The sequence below is a fragment of the Solimicrobium silvestre genome (assembly GCF_002976435.1).
Classification (GTDB): domain Bacteria; phylum Pseudomonadota; class Gammaproteobacteria; order Burkholderiales; family Burkholderiaceae_D; genus Solimicrobium; species Solimicrobium silvestre.
Window position 1 is genome coordinate 49,523 of sequence record NZ_PUGF01000018.1, and the last position, 17,871, is coordinate 67,393.

Below are 17,871 nucleotides of genomic sequence, written 5' to 3' on the forward strand. Positions count from 1 at the left end.
TCTCCTTATTGATAACGTTTTATTTATTCAACATCAAAGGTAGGCCGGACGGTACAACGCTGGGTCGTTGCGGCTTGAAAGATTCATCGGTTAAGGTTTTAAGAAAATCAACCAGCCGATCTAATTCAGCATTGGAAAGTTTGGGTTCGTGTATATGCCAATGCAAATGCAGTGTTTCGTTTTTGGGTACCGCATGGCCTCGGCCTTCGTTATAAAAACTGACCACGTCACGTAAAGTAGCAAAGCGGCCCGAGTGCATGTAAGGCGCAGTCAATTCGACATTGCGTAAGCTAGGCACTTTGAATCCCCCGCGTAAATTGGGATCATGGCTAATCGCACCGGCACCGGGGTCAAAACTTCGACCAGCCGCTTCAGGAGTGCCGATGACCACAATCTGTTGGTTGGTAAACAGTGGCGGCGTATGACATTCCGCGCAGCGCGCAACGAATGAACGAAAGACGTTTAAGCCTTCCAGTTCCGGCTTGGTCAGTGCATCAGGTACGCCATGCGCATACAAATCATAACGACTGTTTAATGAAATTAACGTCGTCTCAAAGGCGGCGATGGCGTGATAAACCTGCTCAATGTTGATGCTGGTAGCACTGGCATTTTTAGCCTCGGCGTTTTTAACATTCGTGTCGGCATAGGCAAGCGCAAAAAGGCGTCGATATTCTTTGTTGCCATTCAAGTTCGCCAGAATTTTTTCGGGGGATGAGGCCATCTCTATCGTGCTATACAACGGCCCCTTCATTTGTGCTTCTAACGAAGTCGCTCTGCCATCCCAAAAAAATTTGGTGAGAAAACCGACATTCCATAAGCTGGGTGCATTGCGTGTGGTTTCTTGTCCGCTGGCCCCGATGCTGCGTGGCCGCCCATCGGAAAAACCTTTATCCGGGCTATGACAACTAGCGCAAGATTGTTTACCGTTTCCAGACAAGATTGGATCAAAAAACAAATAGCGCCCAAGGTCCATTTGTTCGGCACTAAAGCCCTCGCGCAATGGCGGCAAACCTGTTTTTAATCCGCCGACACCGGCACTTTGCAACGACGCATAGTCGGTGTAAATGGAACGTAATTTGCAATGCCCTGCTTGTTTTTCAAAGCTGGCCGGGCATTGAGTAGAAAGAGTAATTTCGCCAGCCCAGACATTTTCACTCCCGGTGGCCAGGGTCAGAATTACCAGAAGGATCAGAATCGAGGCACGCATATTCTGCTTACGGCTTCACGGTGTTAAGGGTATTAATGTAGCCAACAACGTCATGCACACTGAGCGCATCTGGCAGCATATTCGCCCCGACCCGCATTAAGCCCCCCGTTTTATCGTCTTTATGAGCACCCCGCGTACCACTGCGGAATGCGGTAATCTGTCGCTCCAAATACACCGGGTCTGTCCCCGGCAAAGCAGGTGCGCCCATTTGCGTATTACCCTGAGCCCGGCTGCCGTGACATGAACTGCACACCGCATTGAACTGGGTGCTGCCATTTGTTAAGTTCGCTTTAAAGGTGGAGGTCGCTTTTATTTTCGGCAAGCTGGCGACATAACTGGCTACCGCTACGCGGTCGGCATCGCTTTTCAAAACCGCGACGGCTGCACGCATCTGCGCCCCATAATTGTCGCTAGCGGCAGTGCCGCGAATTCCTGCTGAAAAATTAGATAATTGTCGCGTGAGGTACGGTGCATCCATGCCCGCAATATTTGGTGCGCCGATAACGGTATTACCCTCGCCTTTACTACCGTGGCACGCAATACATGTCGTGCTAAATAATGCCTTTCCATCTGCAGCGGAGGCGCTGCCGGAGTGTGCGGTAAACAGACTAACGAAGCACGTTAGTGCCGCATAGGTTTTTAATGAGGATAGTGGCGGCAATGACCAAGAGGCCATGCTTAGGTTCTGTTTGGTCGCAAAGACCCCTTTTCTGGTGCGACTACCCAGACCAAAAATCGTGCTCATTGACATGCTTGTCCCCATTTGATGCCGGATTTAGCTCTGCTACCAGTAGCTAATCCATCATCTATTTTTTGTATTGGATTTATCTTTCTCTGCACGCAGCCGCTTTTTTATCATCAAGATTTTGCGTGGCAGGAAAATTTCCTCAGAGAACTATATCAACCAAACTTTTGCTTTGTAAAGAACACTGTTGTTTTCACTACGTTATCAATCAAGCAGCATATTTTTCTTTTTTAACCATGAAAATCAAACGAAAGTATGCGTGTTTTAGCTTATTTTCATTTTCGTAGAATATGTTTTTTATAAGTGGTATTAGCAACAATCTTCGGCAAGTAGGCTAGAAGACTCATCAATAGATGCATTGGTACTTGATGTTTAATGTATTAAATTTTCTGACACCAAATCATCAAGATTAAATATTGATGCCGTAAAACAATAATTTTTTTGGTGAAAGTCTATTAAAATTTACCAAATTAGAATATTTACACTAAATAAATCATGTGTTAAGTACATCGACTTCAACCCTTTTCCTAAAAACATAGCCGCAAGCATTTATTCCAATAAATTTCCCCATTTATCCTAAAATAAGAATGCTGGGCGGAAATAATTAATCGTCACAACAAACCCTCCCCTATTGTCTTCTTTAAAGCTGAAACATCATGATTTCACGATGGAAATTGGCAGCAAGCGCAGTCCTGTTTTTATTTTGCGCAGGATTAATTTGGCTAGCTTACGCGCCCCCAGACCTAATCCGTGTTGGCGCAAATTACAGTGCCAAAATTATTTGCTCCAACGTGTTCTTAGCTGGACGCGATGCTAACGAAGTGTTAGCCCTGGACGTGCAGGCACCCGGCCATCCCCTACTTAAATTAATGCGAGTGCAAGTTGACCGTGAACATGGGCTGGTGAGTGCCAACATATTGGGCTTCATTGGCGATGGGCTGGCGGTTTTCCGGCCGGGCACCGGCTGCGCGGCAGTACCGGATGGCGACGTTGCCCTGGCACGTAAATATCAGATGAAAGTTGCGGCACTCCCTCTTCCTTCCGCCAACGCTGCCTGGCCAGTTGGTTCAAAAGCTGAAGTGAATGAGAAGGTAGAAAACATCATCAGCCAGGAAGTATTAAACGGCCCCGGCATGCGTGGTATTGCAGTGATTCACCAAGGCAAACTGATTGCACAACGCTACGGTGCCGGCTTTGACGAACACACTCCGTTAATTGGCTGGTCCATGACAAAAACCGTGAATGCGGCATTAATTGGCATTCAGGTTGGCGAGGGAAAATTAAGGCTCAACCAAGACGGTTTTTGGCGAACAGCAACCCCATCCGACGGGCGTGAAAAAATTAAATTAGCTGACTTGCTAGCGATGTCCAGCGGTCTGCATTTCGACGAAGAATATGGCGATGTATCGGATGTGACGCGTATGCTTTATTTGGAGCCCGACATGGCTACCTTCGTGCACGATCAGGCACTGGAACATCCAGCAGGTAGCGTTTGGAATTATTCGAGCGGAACCTCCGTTTTGCTGGCGCAAATCTGGCAACAGGTTGCCGGTGCCGATGCATTGCGTTTTCCGCAACAACGTTTGTTTGCGCCGCTTGGAATGACGAGTGCATTATTGGAAGCCGACGCACGCGGCAATCTGGTCGGTGCCAGCTACTTGTATGCAACGGCACAAGACTGGGCGCGGTTTGGTCAGTTGTTATTACAAGACGGTGTTTGGAATGGCCGGCATCTGTTACCTGAGGGCTATGTAAAAATGATGTTGAGTGCCGTACCGGCGTCAAAGGGCAAATATGGTCAGGGTCAAATTTGGCTGGAGGGGCCAGGCCCGGATACGCCGGAAGGAAAAAGCCCGGATACCCCTTTTATGCTTCCCAAAGATACCTATTGGATGCAAGGTCACGACGGGCAAACTATTGCTATTATTCCATCCAAGCAATTAGTTGTAGTGCGCCTTGGGCTAACGCCGCGTAAATTTATGTATATGCCGCAGGCGATGCTGGCTGAGATTATCAAGGCAACGGATTAAAAATTTTGCTAAATTGCTTCTCATATGCCAAATCCGTCAGCTAAATTAATGACTTAGCACAGGGCTTTTTTTGATTTCCGCAAATCAGGTAAAATTTATACCCAGCAACTCTTATAAATCATCAACCTGAATCAACCATGCCAAATTCATCGTCCGCTAGCGCCGCACTTAGCTCATCGCACAGCTCACAAATCATCCCGCAACGCCTGGCATTACTCCGCCAACACATGGCAAGTAACGGCATTCACGCTTGCCTGATTCCATCTGCCGACCCGCATTTATCCGAGTACTTACCCGCGCGCTGGCAAGGCCGCGCCTGGTTTTCTGGTTTTACCGGTTCGGTTGGCACCTTAATCGTCACCACAAATTTTGCTGGCTTATGGGTAGATACGCGCTATTGGGTACAAGCTGAACAAGATTTAATCGGAACTGGCGTACAGATGATGAAAATCGCCTCGGCTGGTGCGACCGATCATATTGACTGGCTCGCCGCCAACTTAAACGCAGATCAAACTGTCTCGGTGGATGGCATGATATTAAGCTTGGCGATTGCGCGTCAGTTGGAACAAAGCTTGTCTGCGCGCCAGATTAAACTCAACACTAAACTTGATCTGCTTAACGCTGCCTGGCCAGACCGCCCGAGTTTGCCGACCGAGGCAGTTTTTGAACATGGTGCACCTTATGCTGTGCAATCGCGCTCTGAAAAACTCGCTTTGGTTCGCGCTGCGATGCAAGAACTGGGCGCAGATGCCCACTTAATTTCATCCGTCGACGATATCGCCTGGCTACTCAATTTGCGCGGTTCCGATGTCAGTTACAACCCGGTATTTTTGGCACATGCCTTAATCAATCAAGAGCATGTTGAACTATTTATCGGCAAAGGAAAAATCCCAGCGGAATTACAAAGCGCGTTAGCAGCACAACACATACACTGCCGCGATTACCAGCAAATTACTTCGGCATTAGCTGAGCTGCCATCCAACAGCACGTTGTTAGTTGAACCGCGCCGCGTTACTTTAGGCATTTTAGAATCTTGCCCAGCCAGCGTTAAAAAAATCGATGCAATTAATCCATCCACGTTCTTAAAATCACGTAAAAGCAGCGCTGAAGTCCAGCATATCCGCAACACCATGGAACAAGATGGCGCCGCCTTATGCGAATTCTTTGCCTGGTTTGACAACACTATCGGCAAGCAAGTCATTACCGAAATGGATGTTGACACCCAAATTTGCGCTGCACGTGCCAAACGCCCGGACTTTGTCTCACCGAGCTTTGGCACTATCGCCGGCTTTAACGCCAACGGCGCGATGCCGCATTATCACGCCACACCGGAATCCAATACCGTCATTGAAGGCAACGGATTTTTACTGATTGATTCAGGCGGTCAATACTTGGGCGGCACCACCGACATCACTCGGGTAGTGGCGATTGGTCAACCAAGCGCAGAACAAAAACGTGACTTTGCATTGGAATTAAAATCCGTGATCGCGCTTTCAGTTGCGCAATTTCCGGTAGGCACACGCGCGCCGTTATTAGATGCGATTGCCCGCGCACCAATGTGGGCAGCCGGTTTAAATTACGGCCACGGCACAGGGCACGGCGTCGGTTATTTTTTGAATGTACATGAAGGCCCGCATAACATCTCATGGCTGACTCCGCCGGAGCCACAAACCGCGATGCAATTGGGCATGATCACTTCGATTGAGCCCGGTATTTATCGCCCTGGAAAATGGGGTATCCGCATAGAAAACCTGGTATTAAACGTACCCGGCGACAGCACTGAATTTGGTGAGTTCATCCGTTTTGAAACACTCACGCTGTGTCCAATTGATACCCGCTGCCTTGATAAGTCACACCTCACTCAGGTAGAAATTGACTGGATCAACAACTACCACGCCACCGTTAAACAACGCCTGACACCGCTAGTCACCGGCGACGCATTAGCCTGGCTGGAACGCAGCACCGTCGCAATTTAAGAGCACTTCAAGATTAGTGCATCAGTCGCCTGATGCACCAATCCACCCAGTTGCCAAGCAGGAAGCAACGATTCAAGTTTGCTGAGATAGTGCCGATACCAAGATAACCTTCATCTACGGCACGGGTTATATACAAAACCTATATGCCAAACCAACATGGCAGACCTATTAACCCAGGTATCCAGCGGAATTGTCCTTGGCACTGATAGCTCTGGCGATATCGCCACGGATATCCAGAAGCTCATGAAACAGATTGCCCAGGTAGAGAAAAGCATCAAAAACCTGATCAACGATGGCTCTGTCGCTCCGAATGACAAAATCAAACAGCTCAAACTACTGCAAGGCACGCTCACGCTCCTGTACCAGGCATTGACGCAATTGATGGAGTTGCAAACCAAGCAAAAAGAAAATCAAACCAACATCATAGAAAAAATACCTGCTCAAACCGCCGCACAAAAAAACAATGGCAGCGCAATCATCCCAGACACAAATATAGATACATTTGCCTGAACTGAAATTCCAGAACAATCCGACGGCGAAGTTGCTAACATTAAAAGTTGAAGGTGGGGGAACGCAGCGCTATAGTAATTTAAGAACAGATTGGTGCTTCAGTTCTACCTGCACAAATCACCGCCGACGTTACATCTGCAAGCACCGCACAGCCGCATAAAGCCATCGCAACTTCCAGTTCATCGCGCAATAGGCGCAGTACGTGAGCAACGCCAATTGCTCCGGCATTACGCAAACCATAAATAGCTGGACGTCCCAGCAAAACAGCATCGGCGCCTAATGCCACGGCTTTCAGTAGGTCGGTACCACGTCGAATTCCACCATCCACTAAAACGATAAAGTCGGACCCCACTGCGGCGCGAATCTGCGGCAATAACGTGGCTGTCGCGGCGACAGTATCCAGAGTGCGGCCGCCATGATTTGAAACGATGATGCCGGCAACCCCATGTTGCTGGGCAAGGCGCGCATCCTCTTCGTGCATGATTCCCTTCAATAAGATTGGCAACGAAGTAATGCTTTGCAACCAGCCGATATCATCCCAGGTGGGGGCATGCCTGAGCAAACCGTCAAACAACGCGCTTTGCCCAGGCTCCAAAATAACGGGCGGAGGCGCTGGAAATCCTGCCAAATTTGCGGCAAAAACGCTGTCCGGCAAAGTAAAGCCTGCTCGGCGTTCACGGTCACGAACACCGCTGCTAGCAGCGTCCACCGTGAGCACCAAGGCCTCATAACCAGCTTGTTCAGCGCGTTGTACCAGTTGCTGAGTCAAGGTTTTATCGTGCTGCCAATAGAGTTGAAACCAGAGCGGCCCGCGCTGCGGTTCATCGCGTATTGCTTGAGCAATCACTTCCAATGCAACGCTTGCTTGTGTGCTTAAAATAAAACCGGCACCTTGCATGGCTGCCGCATAGGCACTGGCTAACTCACCATCGTTATGCGCCAGTCGCTGGAACGCCACGGGAGCCAATAAAATAGGATGGGCCAACGTGCGCCCCAGTAAATTAATACGGGTATGCCCGCCAACCAGCGAGCGCAATACTCGTGGCCGCAGTGATATTTGATTCCACGCTTGCTGGTTAGCACGCAGAGTGTATTCATCACCGGCACCACCACTAAAATACGCACGCGCATTCGCATCCAACAAGCCAAGCGCATGGGTTTCATGGTCGGCCAGCGTTACTAAATGCGGAGGTACGGTTTGTAGGATTGGAATCATGAGGAGTAAATCAGCGAATTCAGGTATCGACCCACATCCGCAATAGATTATGGTAGGTACTGGTTAAGCCGATAACGGCGGAATGTGTTTCACCCATTTGCTCGCGTAAATTAATTAAGTGGGTATCCATCGCATACAACATGCGGCGTTGGTCTTCCTGGCGCACCATGCTTTCTATCCAAAAAAATCCGGCATAACGCTGACCTTCAGTCACCGCCTCTACCCGATGTATGCGATCAGCAGAATACAAAATCAAATCACCAGCAGCCAGCTTAATGCGCTCATCACGATAACCATCCGCAATCACCAGTTCACCGCCACAGTAGTCATGCGGCTCACTTAAAAACAAGGTGCACGATATATCGGTGCGCACCCTTTCACCGTTATGTAAATAGCGCACCGAGCTATCAACATGATCGCCGAAATTATTTGCCGAACCACCGTAGTGATTAAACAGTGGCGGCGAAATATGTTTGGGTAAAGCGGCAGAAAAAAATGCAGAATTACGCTTCAAACCTTGCAGTACCAGCTTTTGCAAAGCTTGAGCGGCATCACACTGCTCTGGCAATTGAGAATTATTTTTAACCTGCGCGGCCTGTGCCCCTGATGTTACCCGCCCATCGCCCCAGGGAGCGTGGGCTAAAATAGTACGCGCCTGAGTAACTTCCTCAGGGAGCAATATTTGTTTTAATTGCAGTAACATCGTGGATCCAGGTAAAAGTTAAAAACGAGTAGCGACAGTCAGCAGAAAAGTACGCGGAGCGCCCAGCACGACAAAGCCCGGATACAACTGATCACCATAACGGCGATTGAAGGCGTTATTCACGTTGAGTTGCGCAGTCCAGCGCGGATCTATGGTGTACTCCAGCATTAAATCGGCCACGGCATAACCGGGAGCACGAGCATTGGCATACGCCGCACCGGTTTGACCTGAAAGCGCAAAATTTTCCGATGCGCCATGCACGCCACCAGCAACCCGCAATTTAGGCATGGCCTGATAACTCAACCATAAGGCAGCGCTTTGCTTGGGGGTTAAACCCACCCTTTTACCAACGCTGGCTTGCGCATTCGCAGCCGATCCCGCTTTATCAATGCTTGCATCCCAGATATTGGTATAAGAAAAATACACTTCCGTTTTCGGCGTCAACTTACCGACTATGTCAATTTCCATTCCACGCGAATGGCGCTTGCCCGACAAGGTATAAGCATCCCCCGCAAAGTCGGAATCGGTGGTGCGTTCATTGTATTTTTCAGTCTGAAATAATGCGCCGCGGGTGGAGAGATTTCCGTCCATCCAATCCAGTTTTGCACCCAGTTCAATATTGCGACTTTTTTCCGGCGGCGTATTGGCAGTTTGCTGCGTTACGTACTGATAAGTATCTGCCGAAGTATTAAACGAGGTGCCATACGACAAATGATAAGAACTGGTGGCACTAGGCTGATACAGCACACCGGTGCGGTAACTGAACATGGAGTCGGACAAGCTGGTGGAAGTCGTCTTGTTAGACATGTTGGTCGTGGCGTTTAGATAAGCAATTTGATCAAAATCGCCTTTAAAACTATCAAACCGGATACCGCCTAACAATTTCCAATCAGGCGCAATTTGTACAAGGTCTTGCACATAAAGCCCGAAAGATTTAAACGAATAATTGCTGATATCCCGATACATAGGCTCTACCGGCAAACTCCGGCCGTCATTCGGCGTACCCACCGTAGTATTTCCTTTGTTGTAATTGGTGCCCACTCCACCCCAGCCGCCAAAACGATCGGCTTTTTCATAAGCGGCATCGACGCCGCCGATCAACTCATGCTTCACGCCAAAGGCATTGTATTTATTGCTGTAATCACTTTGCAGATAGGTTCCGGTATAACTATCTTTACGCGGAGCCAAACCCGAACGCGTGAGCACGGTAGCGCCATTCAAATTTTCCGGCGTTGTGCCCTTGGCAAAACTGGCTGTAGTGCTCCATTGGGAACGATTAAAACGACCCGAACGTATCTGACTGTGTAATTGACCGCCGTCATCAAAGCGATGCTTATGCGAGGCAGATAAATAAGTTGCTTCGCCACGTTGATAATCACTCTTGGTACCATAAAAATTACCAGGTTTAATATCAGGCACCGTGCCGTTCAGATAGCGAATTCCCGACATCGGTACGTTATCCACGTTTAGATAAAACAAGCCGACGCTAAACTCATCGCGATGACCAATCCCCCAACTGAATGTTGGCGCAATACCGTATTTATTTATCTCGGCACCTTTATTATCAGCCGTGTTGCGCATCACATTCATACGCAAAGCAGAGTCATTTCCGGTACGGATATTAAAATCACCAGTCAAGCGGAAATATCGCCCGGTACCCAGAGTAGTATCAATTTCATTGTGATCATCCAAAAACGATTTTTTAGAAACCTGATTAATCACGCCACCGGTAGAACCGCGACCAAACAGCATAGAAGCTGAGCCGCGCATCACTTCAATCCGGTCATAATTAAACGCATCGCGGTCATATTGGGATGGGTCGCGCATTCCATCAAGCAGCAAATCACCCGTTGTAGCGACAGGGAAGCCACGCAGGCGAATGTCTTGGTCGGTACCATTTTCTGCCGCTGCAAACGTAATCCCCGAGGTGTAATGCAACGCTTCCTTGAGTGTCGTCAGCTTGGCTTCATCCATCAACTTTTCAGTCATCACGGTGATTGACTGCGGAATGTCGCGGATGTCCTGAGTGCCTTTACCAATACTGGTTTGATTAGTCTGCAACGTTTCCTTGCTGCTACGGTCAGTAGTCACCGTCACTTCAGGCAAGGTTGTTTGCGCCCAGCTGGATGCCGATGCAGCCAACATGAAGGCGCTGATGGACAGACCGGCAGAAAAACTTGAAGGGGGTTGACGGCGCTTGATCAGAGCGATTTCGTGCGGGAAGTCGATAGTCTCGATTGCAAGCGCAAGAGGATATTTGTTTAATTTTTGGTGCATAGATAACCTTTTTTATTAATTAAAATCTAAAAAGGATCACTGGCTATCTATGAAAAGATGGTTGCTGGCTACCGTGGAAATTACAATTCCCCCTGCAAGACGAGCTATTCATCATAAGCAAAGAGATACTATAAAAACAATCGCTGAATGATAATCATTATTATTTAATATTGCAAATAAAATAAATAAATAATTCATACCTTGATCTCGTCATAAGAAATTTAAAAAGACACGGAAACTAACGCCTATTTATTGGGCAAATGCAGCATCAAACGCAATAGCCCATCACGGTCTCAGGTATAATTCTCGGTTCGACCAAACAAAAATCCCCAGAAAAATCATGGAAGCAGAACGCGTAAATAGTATTGCCGGCTTGTTGTCGGACTTGACCAATCGTGAAGTTGAACTTCGGAGGTATCTTTGACTACGATGTAAAGTCAGAGAAACTCGAACAAGTAAATGCCGAGATGGAAGATCCGGCAATCTGGAACGATCCTAAAAAAGCCCAGGATTTAGGGCGCGAAAAAAAATCGCTGGAAGCGATTGTCCATACCCTCACCAAAATTGATGCCGATCTGCGCGATGCCGTTGATCTGTTTACCATGGCGCGTGAAGAGCAAGACGAAGACACCATGGAAGCCATTGAAGGCGATGCGGATGTGCTGCGCTTGCTGGTGGAAGGCATGGAATTCCGTCGCATGTTTAATAATCCGATGGACCCGAATAACTGCTTTATCGACATTCAATCCGGCGCGGGCGGTACCGAGGCGCAGGATTGGGCTTCGATGATTTTGCGTCAGTATTTGCGCTATTGCGAACGCAAGGGCTTCAAGGTAGAAATTCTGGAACAATCCGACGGTGAAGTTGCCGGGATTAAAACCGCGACTCTCAAAGTCGAAGGCGATTACGCCTACGGTTTTTTACGCACCGAAACCGGCGTACATCGTTTAGTGCGCAAGTCGCCGTTTGATTCTGCCAACGGTCGCCATACTTCATTTTGCAGTCTGTTTGTGTACCCTGAAGTCGATGATTCGATTGATATTGACGTCAATCCAGCCGACGTGCGGGTTGATACTTACCGCGCTTCCGGTGCCGGTGGTCAGCATATTAACAAGACCGATTCTGCAGTGCGTTTAACCCACGGCCCTTCCGGGATTGTGGTGCAATGCCAAAATGACCGAAGCCAACATCGTAACCGCGCTGAAGCGTGGGATATGTTGAAAGCCAAGTTGTATGAACTGGAACTGCGTAATCGCATGAGTGAACAGCAAAAACTGGAAGACTCAAAAACCGACGTGGGCTGGGGACATCAGATTCGCTCTTACGTTTTAGACCAGTCGCGCATCAAAGATCTACGCACCAGTTTTGAAACAGGTAATACCAAGGCAGTATTAGATGGCGACTTAGATGGCTTTATTGCTGCGTCGCTCAAGCAAGGCGTATAAATCCAAATTCAGAAACTGTTCAATTATTCGGTGGGGCTAGTCCCCACCAAACCGGAAAGACATTCATGACCGAACCACAAGCAAATCCAGCAGCAGCCCCTGCCGAAGACGAACACTCCATTATCGCCGAACGCCGCGCCAAATTAACCGCGATTCGTGCGCAAGGCGTCGCATTCCCGAACGACTTCCGCCCTACCGATAAATGCGCTGCATTACAAGAAAAATACGGTGCATTTACCCGCGAACAATTGGAAGAAATGAACGTGACTGTGGCCGTTGGCGGCCGCATGATGTTGAAACGCGAAGCCGGTAAAAAAGCCGCTTTTGCAGTGTTGCAAGACGCCTCCGGCAAACAAGCCGATGGCAGGATTCAGCTCTACGTCACCACCGAAAAAACAGGTGAAGCCGAAATGGAAGCGTTCCGCACTTATGATTTGGGCGACATTCTCGGCATTGAAGGTTTACTGTTTAAAACCAAAACCGACGAACTGACAATCAAAGTCAGCACGCTGCGTTTACTGACTAAATCGCTGCGCCCATTACCGGATAAATTCCATGGCTTGGCAAATCAGGAAATGAAATATCGTCAGCGTTATGTTGACCTGATCATGAGCGAAGATACCCGCCGCACCTTTAAGGCACGTACTGCCGCGATGAGCTCGATCCGCCGCTTCATGGAAGACAATGCCTTTATGGAAGTGGAAACACCGATGTTGCACGTGATTCCTGGTGGCGCTGCTGCGAAGCCGTTCATCACGCATCACAATGCGCTGGATATGCAAATGTTTTTGCGTATCGCTCCGGAATTGTATTTGAAGCGTTTGGTCGTCGGCGGCTTTGAGCGTGTGTTTGAAGTAAACCGCAACTTCCGTAATGAAGGTGTTTCACCGCGTCATAATCCAGAATTCACCATGATGGAATTTTATGCAGCGTATGTAGATTACAAATGGTTGATGGATTTCACCGAACAAGTCATCCGCAAAGCCGCTATTGATGCGCACGGCACTGCCGTATTGACTTACCAAGGTCGCGAACTCGATTTGAGTAAACCATTCCATCGCTTGACTATAGTTGGCGCAATCAATAAATACGCACCGCATTACACCAATGAGCAATTGCACGATATCGACTTCGTTAAAACAGAATTAGCTAAATTCGGCGTTAAGCCGTTCGCCACTTCCGGCTTAGGTGCATTGCAGTTGGCGCTGTTTGAAGAAACCGCCGAAGCGCAATTATGGGAACCGACTTACATCATTGATTATCCGGTGGAAGTTTCCCCGTTAGCGCGTGCGTCAGACACACAACCTGAAATTACCGAACGCTTTGAGTTATTCATGACTGGCCGTGAAATCGCCAACGGCTTCTCAGAATTGAACGATTCCGAAGATCAGGCAGCACGCTTTAAAGCACAAATGGATGCCAAAGAAGCGGGCGACGAAGAAGCCATGTATTACGATGCCGATTACATCCGCGCACTCGAATACGGCTTGCCTCCAACCGGTGGTTGCGGTATCGGTATTGATCGTTTGATGATGTTGATCACTGACTCACCAAATATTCGTGACGTGATTCTCTTCCCGCATTTACGTCGCGAAGATTAATTTCATAAAGCTCAACAGTAAAATCGTATAAACACTCCATCATGCGCGACGTTCTAAAGCGCATTTTGGATGTGTGAAATCAATATTAAAAATTAATTTTTTATCAAAAATCGCCCCTCTAAACTGAAGCATTAAATCGATTAGTGCCACGTACCAGCAGCAGATTTAACTCCCGCTATGCTGCACTCGCAAATAAAGTTTCCTAGTCATCACCCAAGCTGCGTCCTAGAATTAAAAGTCCATGCCTTTCAATGCGACAATTTGTTCTAAATGATAATAAATTGTTTCCTCCGGGGGAACACGCAGAATGATCGACCCACAGGATAATTCACCTCGAATTGCACTCAACTTCCGATTAGCACTCGCTACGCTATGCGTGCTCGCCATCGGCTTTGTGGCTTATGTTTTTATTACAGAAGTAACTACTGCGCAATTACGGATAATTACCATTTTATTTGGGTTGTTAATTGTGTATTTATGCTGGAGCATGCAACAACATTGGCGCGCAATCTTAGGTGGGACTGTCCATGAATTACATGAACAGATTGAACGCCTTGGAAGCAGCGACTTCTCATCACCGATTTCCATAGCCCCTGGCATAGACAAAAGTGTAATGAGCGCGTTAGCAGAAGCACAAAGCAAACTGCGCGCTGTTTACACGCAACATGCCCATGATGAATTAATACTAAAAGAACGTGAAGAACGCGCAAGACTTGCCATCGCGGGAAGTAACGACGGATTATGGGACAGAGATATTGAACAAGACACGATATATTATTCACCACGCTGGAAATCAATACTCGGCTACACCGATGCCGAGCTAGCGAATACCGTAGCAACCTGGGTTAGCCACATACACCCCGAAGATGCTGATTGGGTAATCAGTCAGGCCTTATCATGCGACGCTAAAAATACGGATCGCTTTCATTACGAATACCGCCTGCGTCGCAAAGACGGACAATATATTTGGGTTCTGGACCGTGGCTTGATTGCGCGCAACCTGGCGGGAAAACCACGCCGTTTAGTTGGAATTCTCACCGATATCAGCGAACAAAAACTTGCTGAAAAAATGAAGAACGAATTCATATCAACAATCAGCCACGGCTTGCGTACTCCGCTCACATCAATTCACGGCTCACTGCAATTATTAGTTGCAGGCGTAATGGGCGACTTGCCATATAAAGCACACGACATGGTAAAACTCGCCAGCAAAAATAGTCAGCTTCTGATTAATTTGGTTGATGAAATTCTCGACATGGAAAAATTAATGTCTGGCATGATGATCTTCCATAAAGACGAAATCGAACTGGTAAAAATAATTGAACAGTCGATTATGCTAAACGCCGGCTACGCAACCTCATTCGGAGTTCGCTACATGCTGGCTCCGCATGAAGGTCCTTGTCGCGTCATCAGTGATACAAATCGTTTAATGCAAATTTTGGCTAATCTACTTTCCAATGCCGCCAAATTTTCACGCCAGGGCGGCATCGTCACGGTACGTATCGTACCCGCTGATGGGTTTGCGCGAGTGGAAATTGAAGATCACGGCGAAGGGATTCCCCTCGCCTTCCGTAGCAAAATATTTGGTGAATTCACGCAAGCTGACAGGTCAAATACCAGATCAGATGGTGCTGGATTAGGACTAAATATTGCAAAAAAAATGGTCGGCAAAATGGGAGGAGAAATTGGCTATATGACTGAAGTAAATCAAGGAACGACGTTTTGGTTTACTGTGCCAATGATAGATAACTACCTGGTGCGCTCATCTGGTTATGTCGGCCCATGAAGTGAGTTACGCAAATAATTAAACGATTTGAAAAATGGTGTAATTCCCAATAGTGAACAAGCTTGCTGCAGGGGTGGAACCTCCAATTTACGTCCGCTAATTAATGCATGCAATCGCCGTTGAAGACAGCATTTTTTTATCGGTTTCAAGCGTAGAATGAGAATTTCTGATCCGACAATAACCAACCTGGTAAACGGGAGTTATATGCGAAACTTCTTAATATTGGCGTTTCTAATCTTTAATGCAACCAGCTTTTATAACGCTCATGCTGTTGAAATTAAGGGCAACGCCAAGGAAGTTGTCCTCTCTGCCGTTGAACAACCGCCTTATGTCGGTCAAAATTTGCCAAGCAACGGATACGCCGGTCAAGTGGCCATAGAGGCCTTCAAACGCATCGGCTACACCGTAAAAATTGAATTCTTTCCCCTTGCACGCGCTAATCAAATGGCGGCGACAGGACAGGTGGATGGACAATTAGCCATTTATTCAAACAAAGCCAGTGAAAACACTTTCCTGCTGTCTGATCCTTTTCCAGGTGGGCATCTCGTGCTATTGAAGAAAATTGGATCCAAAATTACGAATACAGCTGGTGAAAGCGATATTTCAACGTTGCTAAAAAGTTTATCTAGCTATCGAATTGGCGCTGTGAATAGAGTAACAATCTCTCCTGAATTTGATCATGCCGATTTTTTGAAAAAGTACACCGTCAATAACGACATAGAAAACTTAGATATGCTGATGGTCGATCAGCTTGACCTGGCCGTAATGGATAAGCTGACGGCTGGTGATTTAATGGCCGAACAGCGGCCCCAATACATCAGGCAACTGGAGGTATTTTCTTCTTTGGCGACGAATAGTTTCCATGTGGGTTTTTCTCGTACCTCGGCCCAATCCAAAAAGCTTAAAGAAGATTTCGATCGAGGGTTAAAGATGTTAGACGCCGATGGCAGTCTTGCCAGGATCATGTATGTACACGGCTTGAGCATGCACTTGCCTTCGGTTAAAGGAAAAACGAAACTCACCATCGGTACATTAAACGTTTCTTCAATGCTTATTCTTCAAAAGCTTTCGGTGCAATACCAAAAAAAGCACCCCGATATCAGCTTCGACTGGCGGATATTGGATGAAAAAATTCTCCGCTTGCGTCAGTTGACCGACTTAGCCGTCTCGGATGGTCAGTACGATATTATGACCATCGGTGCATATGAGACGCCTATCTGGGCAAAAAATAATTGGATATTGCCACTCAAAAATCTTTCACCTCAATATGATCTTGAGGACGTAATCAAGCCGGTTCGCAATATGCTCTCCTTTCAAGAAAATCTGTATGGGCTTCCATTTTATGCGGAGAGTTCCATGACGTTTTATCGCAAAGACCTAGTCGCCAATGCAGGACTCACCATGCCGGAAGCACCGACATACGATGACATCAAGAAAATTGCGGCTGCCATCCATGCTCCTGACAAACAGATCTATGGAATTTGCCTGAGAGGCGACCCAGGCTGGGGAGCCAACATGGCACTCATCACAACTATGGTCAACTCAGCTGGCGGCCGCTGGTTTGATGAGAACTGGGACCCAATGATCGATACGCCGGAATGGAAATTAGCACTCCAGACCTACAAGGACTTATTGACGCAATATGGCCCGCCAAATCCCGAAGAACAAGATTATGCAAAAAACCTGACGCTTTTCCAGGGTGGTCATTGCGGCATATGGATTGACGCAACCGTATTTGCAGGCGCGCTCCTGGATGCCAAGCAATCAAAGGTCGCGGCTAAAGTAGGTTTTACTCGTACTCCCGTGTTCTCAACCGCCAATGGTTCTCAATGGCTTTGGACTTGGGCCCTTGCCATTCCGACCTCATCAAAAGCACCAGCCGAGGCGTTGAAATTTATTGAGTGGGCGACATCAAAGGAGTACATCGAACTTGTTGCAAAACGCGAAGGCTGGCTCAATGTTCCACCTGGCACTCGCGCTTCCACTTACAAAGATCCGCGCTATCGTGCAGTCGCTTCTTTTGCGGATGTCGTTTTCAAGGCGATCAATGAAGCCAATCCGAACAATGCTTCGCTCAAGCCACGTCCCTATATCGGGATCCAATTTGTCGAAATTCCCGAGTTTGTGTCAATTGGAGACAACATTGGCTATTTGGCCTCCAGCGTTTTAGCGCAGAAGATATCCGTAGATACGGCGTTAAAGATAGGACAAAAAAACACTACTGTGCAGATGCGGAAGTCCCATATTATTCATTAAATGATCAGATAGAACGGTCTTAGATCAACCAATGAAAATCATCTGGCTGACCTTCCAGGTGCCTAATGCGTTGACGTTAAAGTATGTTTGCGAACAATCTTTAATAAACCACAGAGTCC

At 47.6% G+C, this 17,871-nt stretch carries 12 protein-coding genes; 7 read left to right on the forward strand and 5 right to left on the reverse strand.

Annotated features, from left to right (window positions below; genetic code table 11):
- Positions 1 to 19: 19 nt before the first annotated feature.
- Together S2091_RS17100 and S2091_RS17105 are read right to left on the reverse strand one after the other, a co-directional pair.
- A complete protein-coding gene (locus S2091_RS17100; protein WP_105533170.1) occupies positions 20 to 1,207 on the reverse strand; it encodes a cytochrome-c peroxidase in 1,188 nt (395 codons plus the stop codon).
- A 7-nt stretch (positions 1,208 to 1,214) separates the two neighbouring features.
- Positions 1,215 to 1,958, reverse strand: a complete 744-nt coding sequence (locus S2091_RS17105) for a c-type cytochrome (RefSeq protein ID WP_165795014.1) — start codon at positions 1,956 to 1,958, stop codon at positions 1,215 to 1,217.
- Between the two features lie 650 nt (positions 1,959 to 2,608).
- Between S2091_RS17105 and S2091_RS17110 the strand changes: the two genes are divergently transcribed.
- The 3 genes from S2091_RS17110 (at position 2,609) to S2091_RS17120 (ending at position 6,468) form a co-directional block, all read left to right on the forward strand.
- Positions 2,609 to 3,982: a serine hydrolase domain-containing protein gene (locus tag S2091_RS17110; protein ID WP_105533172.1), complete on the forward strand. Its 1,374-nt coding sequence runs from the start codon at positions 2,609 to 2,611 to the stop codon at positions 3,980 to 3,982.
- A 137-nt stretch (positions 3,983 to 4,119) separates the two neighbouring features.
- Positions 4,120 to 5,958, forward strand: coding sequence for an aminopeptidase P family protein (locus S2091_RS17115; RefSeq protein ID WP_105533173.1), 1,839 nt, complete (start codon positions 4,120 to 4,122; stop codon positions 5,956 to 5,958).
- 156 nt (positions 5,959 to 6,114) lie between these two features.
- On the forward strand, positions 6,115 to 6,468 hold the full coding sequence (locus S2091_RS17120; protein WP_105533174.1) for a FlxA-like family protein: 354 nt from the start codon (positions 6,115 to 6,117) through the stop codon (positions 6,466 to 6,468).
- Between the two features lie 79 nt (positions 6,469 to 6,547).
- Here the strand turns inward: S2091_RS17120 and S2091_RS17125 are convergent, their stop codons facing one another.
- The 3 genes from S2091_RS17125 to S2091_RS17135 are packed head-to-tail and all read right to left on the reverse strand — an operon-like array spanning position 6,548 to position 10,664.
- Positions 6,548 to 7,684 carry an alpha-hydroxy acid oxidase gene (locus tag S2091_RS17125; protein WP_105533175.1) on the reverse strand — a complete coding sequence of 379 codons (1,137 nt, stop codon included), beginning with the start codon at positions 7,682 to 7,684 and terminating at the stop codon, positions 6,548 to 6,550.
- A 19-nt stretch (positions 7,685 to 7,703) separates the two neighbouring features.
- Entirely contained in the window at positions 7,704 to 8,387 is a 684-nt protein-coding gene (locus tag S2091_RS17130; RefSeq protein ID WP_105533176.1) for a Fe2+-dependent dioxygenase, read from the reverse strand.
- Between the two features lie 18 nt (positions 8,388 to 8,405).
- Positions 8,406 to 10,664 (reverse strand): TonB-dependent receptor, encoded by a 2,259-nt coding sequence (locus S2091_RS17135; protein ID WP_165795015.1) that lies wholly within the window; start codon positions 10,662 to 10,664, stop codon positions 8,406 to 8,408.
- A gap of 340 nt (positions 10,665 to 11,004) precedes the next feature.
- On the opposite strand from S2091_RS17135, the gene prfB reads away from it, so the two are divergent.
- The 4 genes from prfB to S2091_RS17155 all read left to right on the forward strand — a co-directional run bounded on the left by prfB (position 11,005) and on the right by S2091_RS17155 (position 17,752).
- Positions 11,005 to 12,109 (forward strand): peptide chain release factor 2 gene (gene prfB / locus S2091_RS17140; RefSeq protein WP_105533177.1). Its coding sequence is split into 2 segments (ribosomal slippage): positions 11,005 to 11,085 and positions 11,087 to 12,109, totalling 1,104 coding nucleotides; the frame shifts between segments, so codons are not numbered across the junction.
- 65 nt (positions 12,110 to 12,174) lie between these two features.
- A complete protein-coding gene (gene lysS, locus S2091_RS17145) occupies positions 12,175 to 13,710 on the forward strand; it encodes a lysine--tRNA ligase (RefSeq protein WP_105533178.1) in 1,536 nt (511 codons plus the stop codon).
- A 307-nt stretch (positions 13,711 to 14,017) separates the two neighbouring features.
- Positions 14,018 to 15,496, forward strand: coding sequence for a sensor histidine kinase (locus S2091_RS17150; protein WP_105533179.1), 1,479 nt, complete (start codon positions 14,018 to 14,020; stop codon positions 15,494 to 15,496).
- A gap of 204 nt (positions 15,497 to 15,700) precedes the next feature.
- Complete coding sequence (locus S2091_RS17155) at positions 15,701 to 17,752, forward strand: extracellular solute-binding protein (protein WP_165795016.1); 2,052 nt, start codon at positions 15,701 to 15,703, stop codon at positions 17,750 to 17,752.
- Positions 17,753 to 17,871: the final 119 nt, after the last annotated feature.

Coding starts and splice junctions, on each gene's coding strand:
- S2091_RS17125 (WP_105533175.1), bottom strand. CDS start 7,684: ATGATTCCAATCCTACAAACCGTACCTCCGCATTTAGTAACGCTGGCC.
- S2091_RS17100 (WP_105533170.1), bottom strand. CDS start 1,207: ATGCGTGCCTCGATTCTGATCCTTCTGGTAATTCTGACCCTGGCCACC.
- S2091_RS17115 (WP_105533173.1), top strand. CDS start 4,120: ATGCCAAATTCATCGTCCGCTAGCGCCGCACTTAGCTCATCGCACAGC.
- S2091_RS17110 (WP_105533172.1), top strand. CDS start 2,609: ATGATTTCACGATGGAAATTGGCAGCAAGCGCAGTCCTGTTTTTATTT.
- S2091_RS17130 (WP_105533176.1), bottom strand. CDS start 8,387: ATGTTACTGCAATTAAAACAAATATTGCTCCCTGAGGAAGTTACTCAG.
- S2091_RS17155 (WP_165795016.1), top strand. CDS start 15,701: ATGCGAAACTTCTTAATATTGGCGTTTCTAATCTTTAATGCAACCAGC.
- lysS (WP_105533178.1), top strand. CDS start 12,175: ATGACCGAACCACAAGCAAATCCAGCAGCAGCCCCTGCCGAAGACGAA.
- S2091_RS17150 (WP_105533179.1), top strand. CDS start 14,018: ATGATCGACCCACAGGATAATTCACCTCGAATTGCACTCAACTTCCGA.
- S2091_RS17135 (WP_165795015.1), bottom strand. CDS start 10,664: ATGCACCAAAAATTAAACAAATATCCTCTTGCGCTTGCAATCGAGACT.
- S2091_RS17120 (WP_105533174.1), top strand. CDS start 6,115: ATGGCAGACCTATTAACCCAGGTATCCAGCGGAATTGTCCTTGGCACT.
- S2091_RS17105 (WP_165795014.1), bottom strand. CDS start 1,958: ATGTCAATGAGCACGATTTTTGGTCTGGGTAGTCGCACCAGAAAAGGG.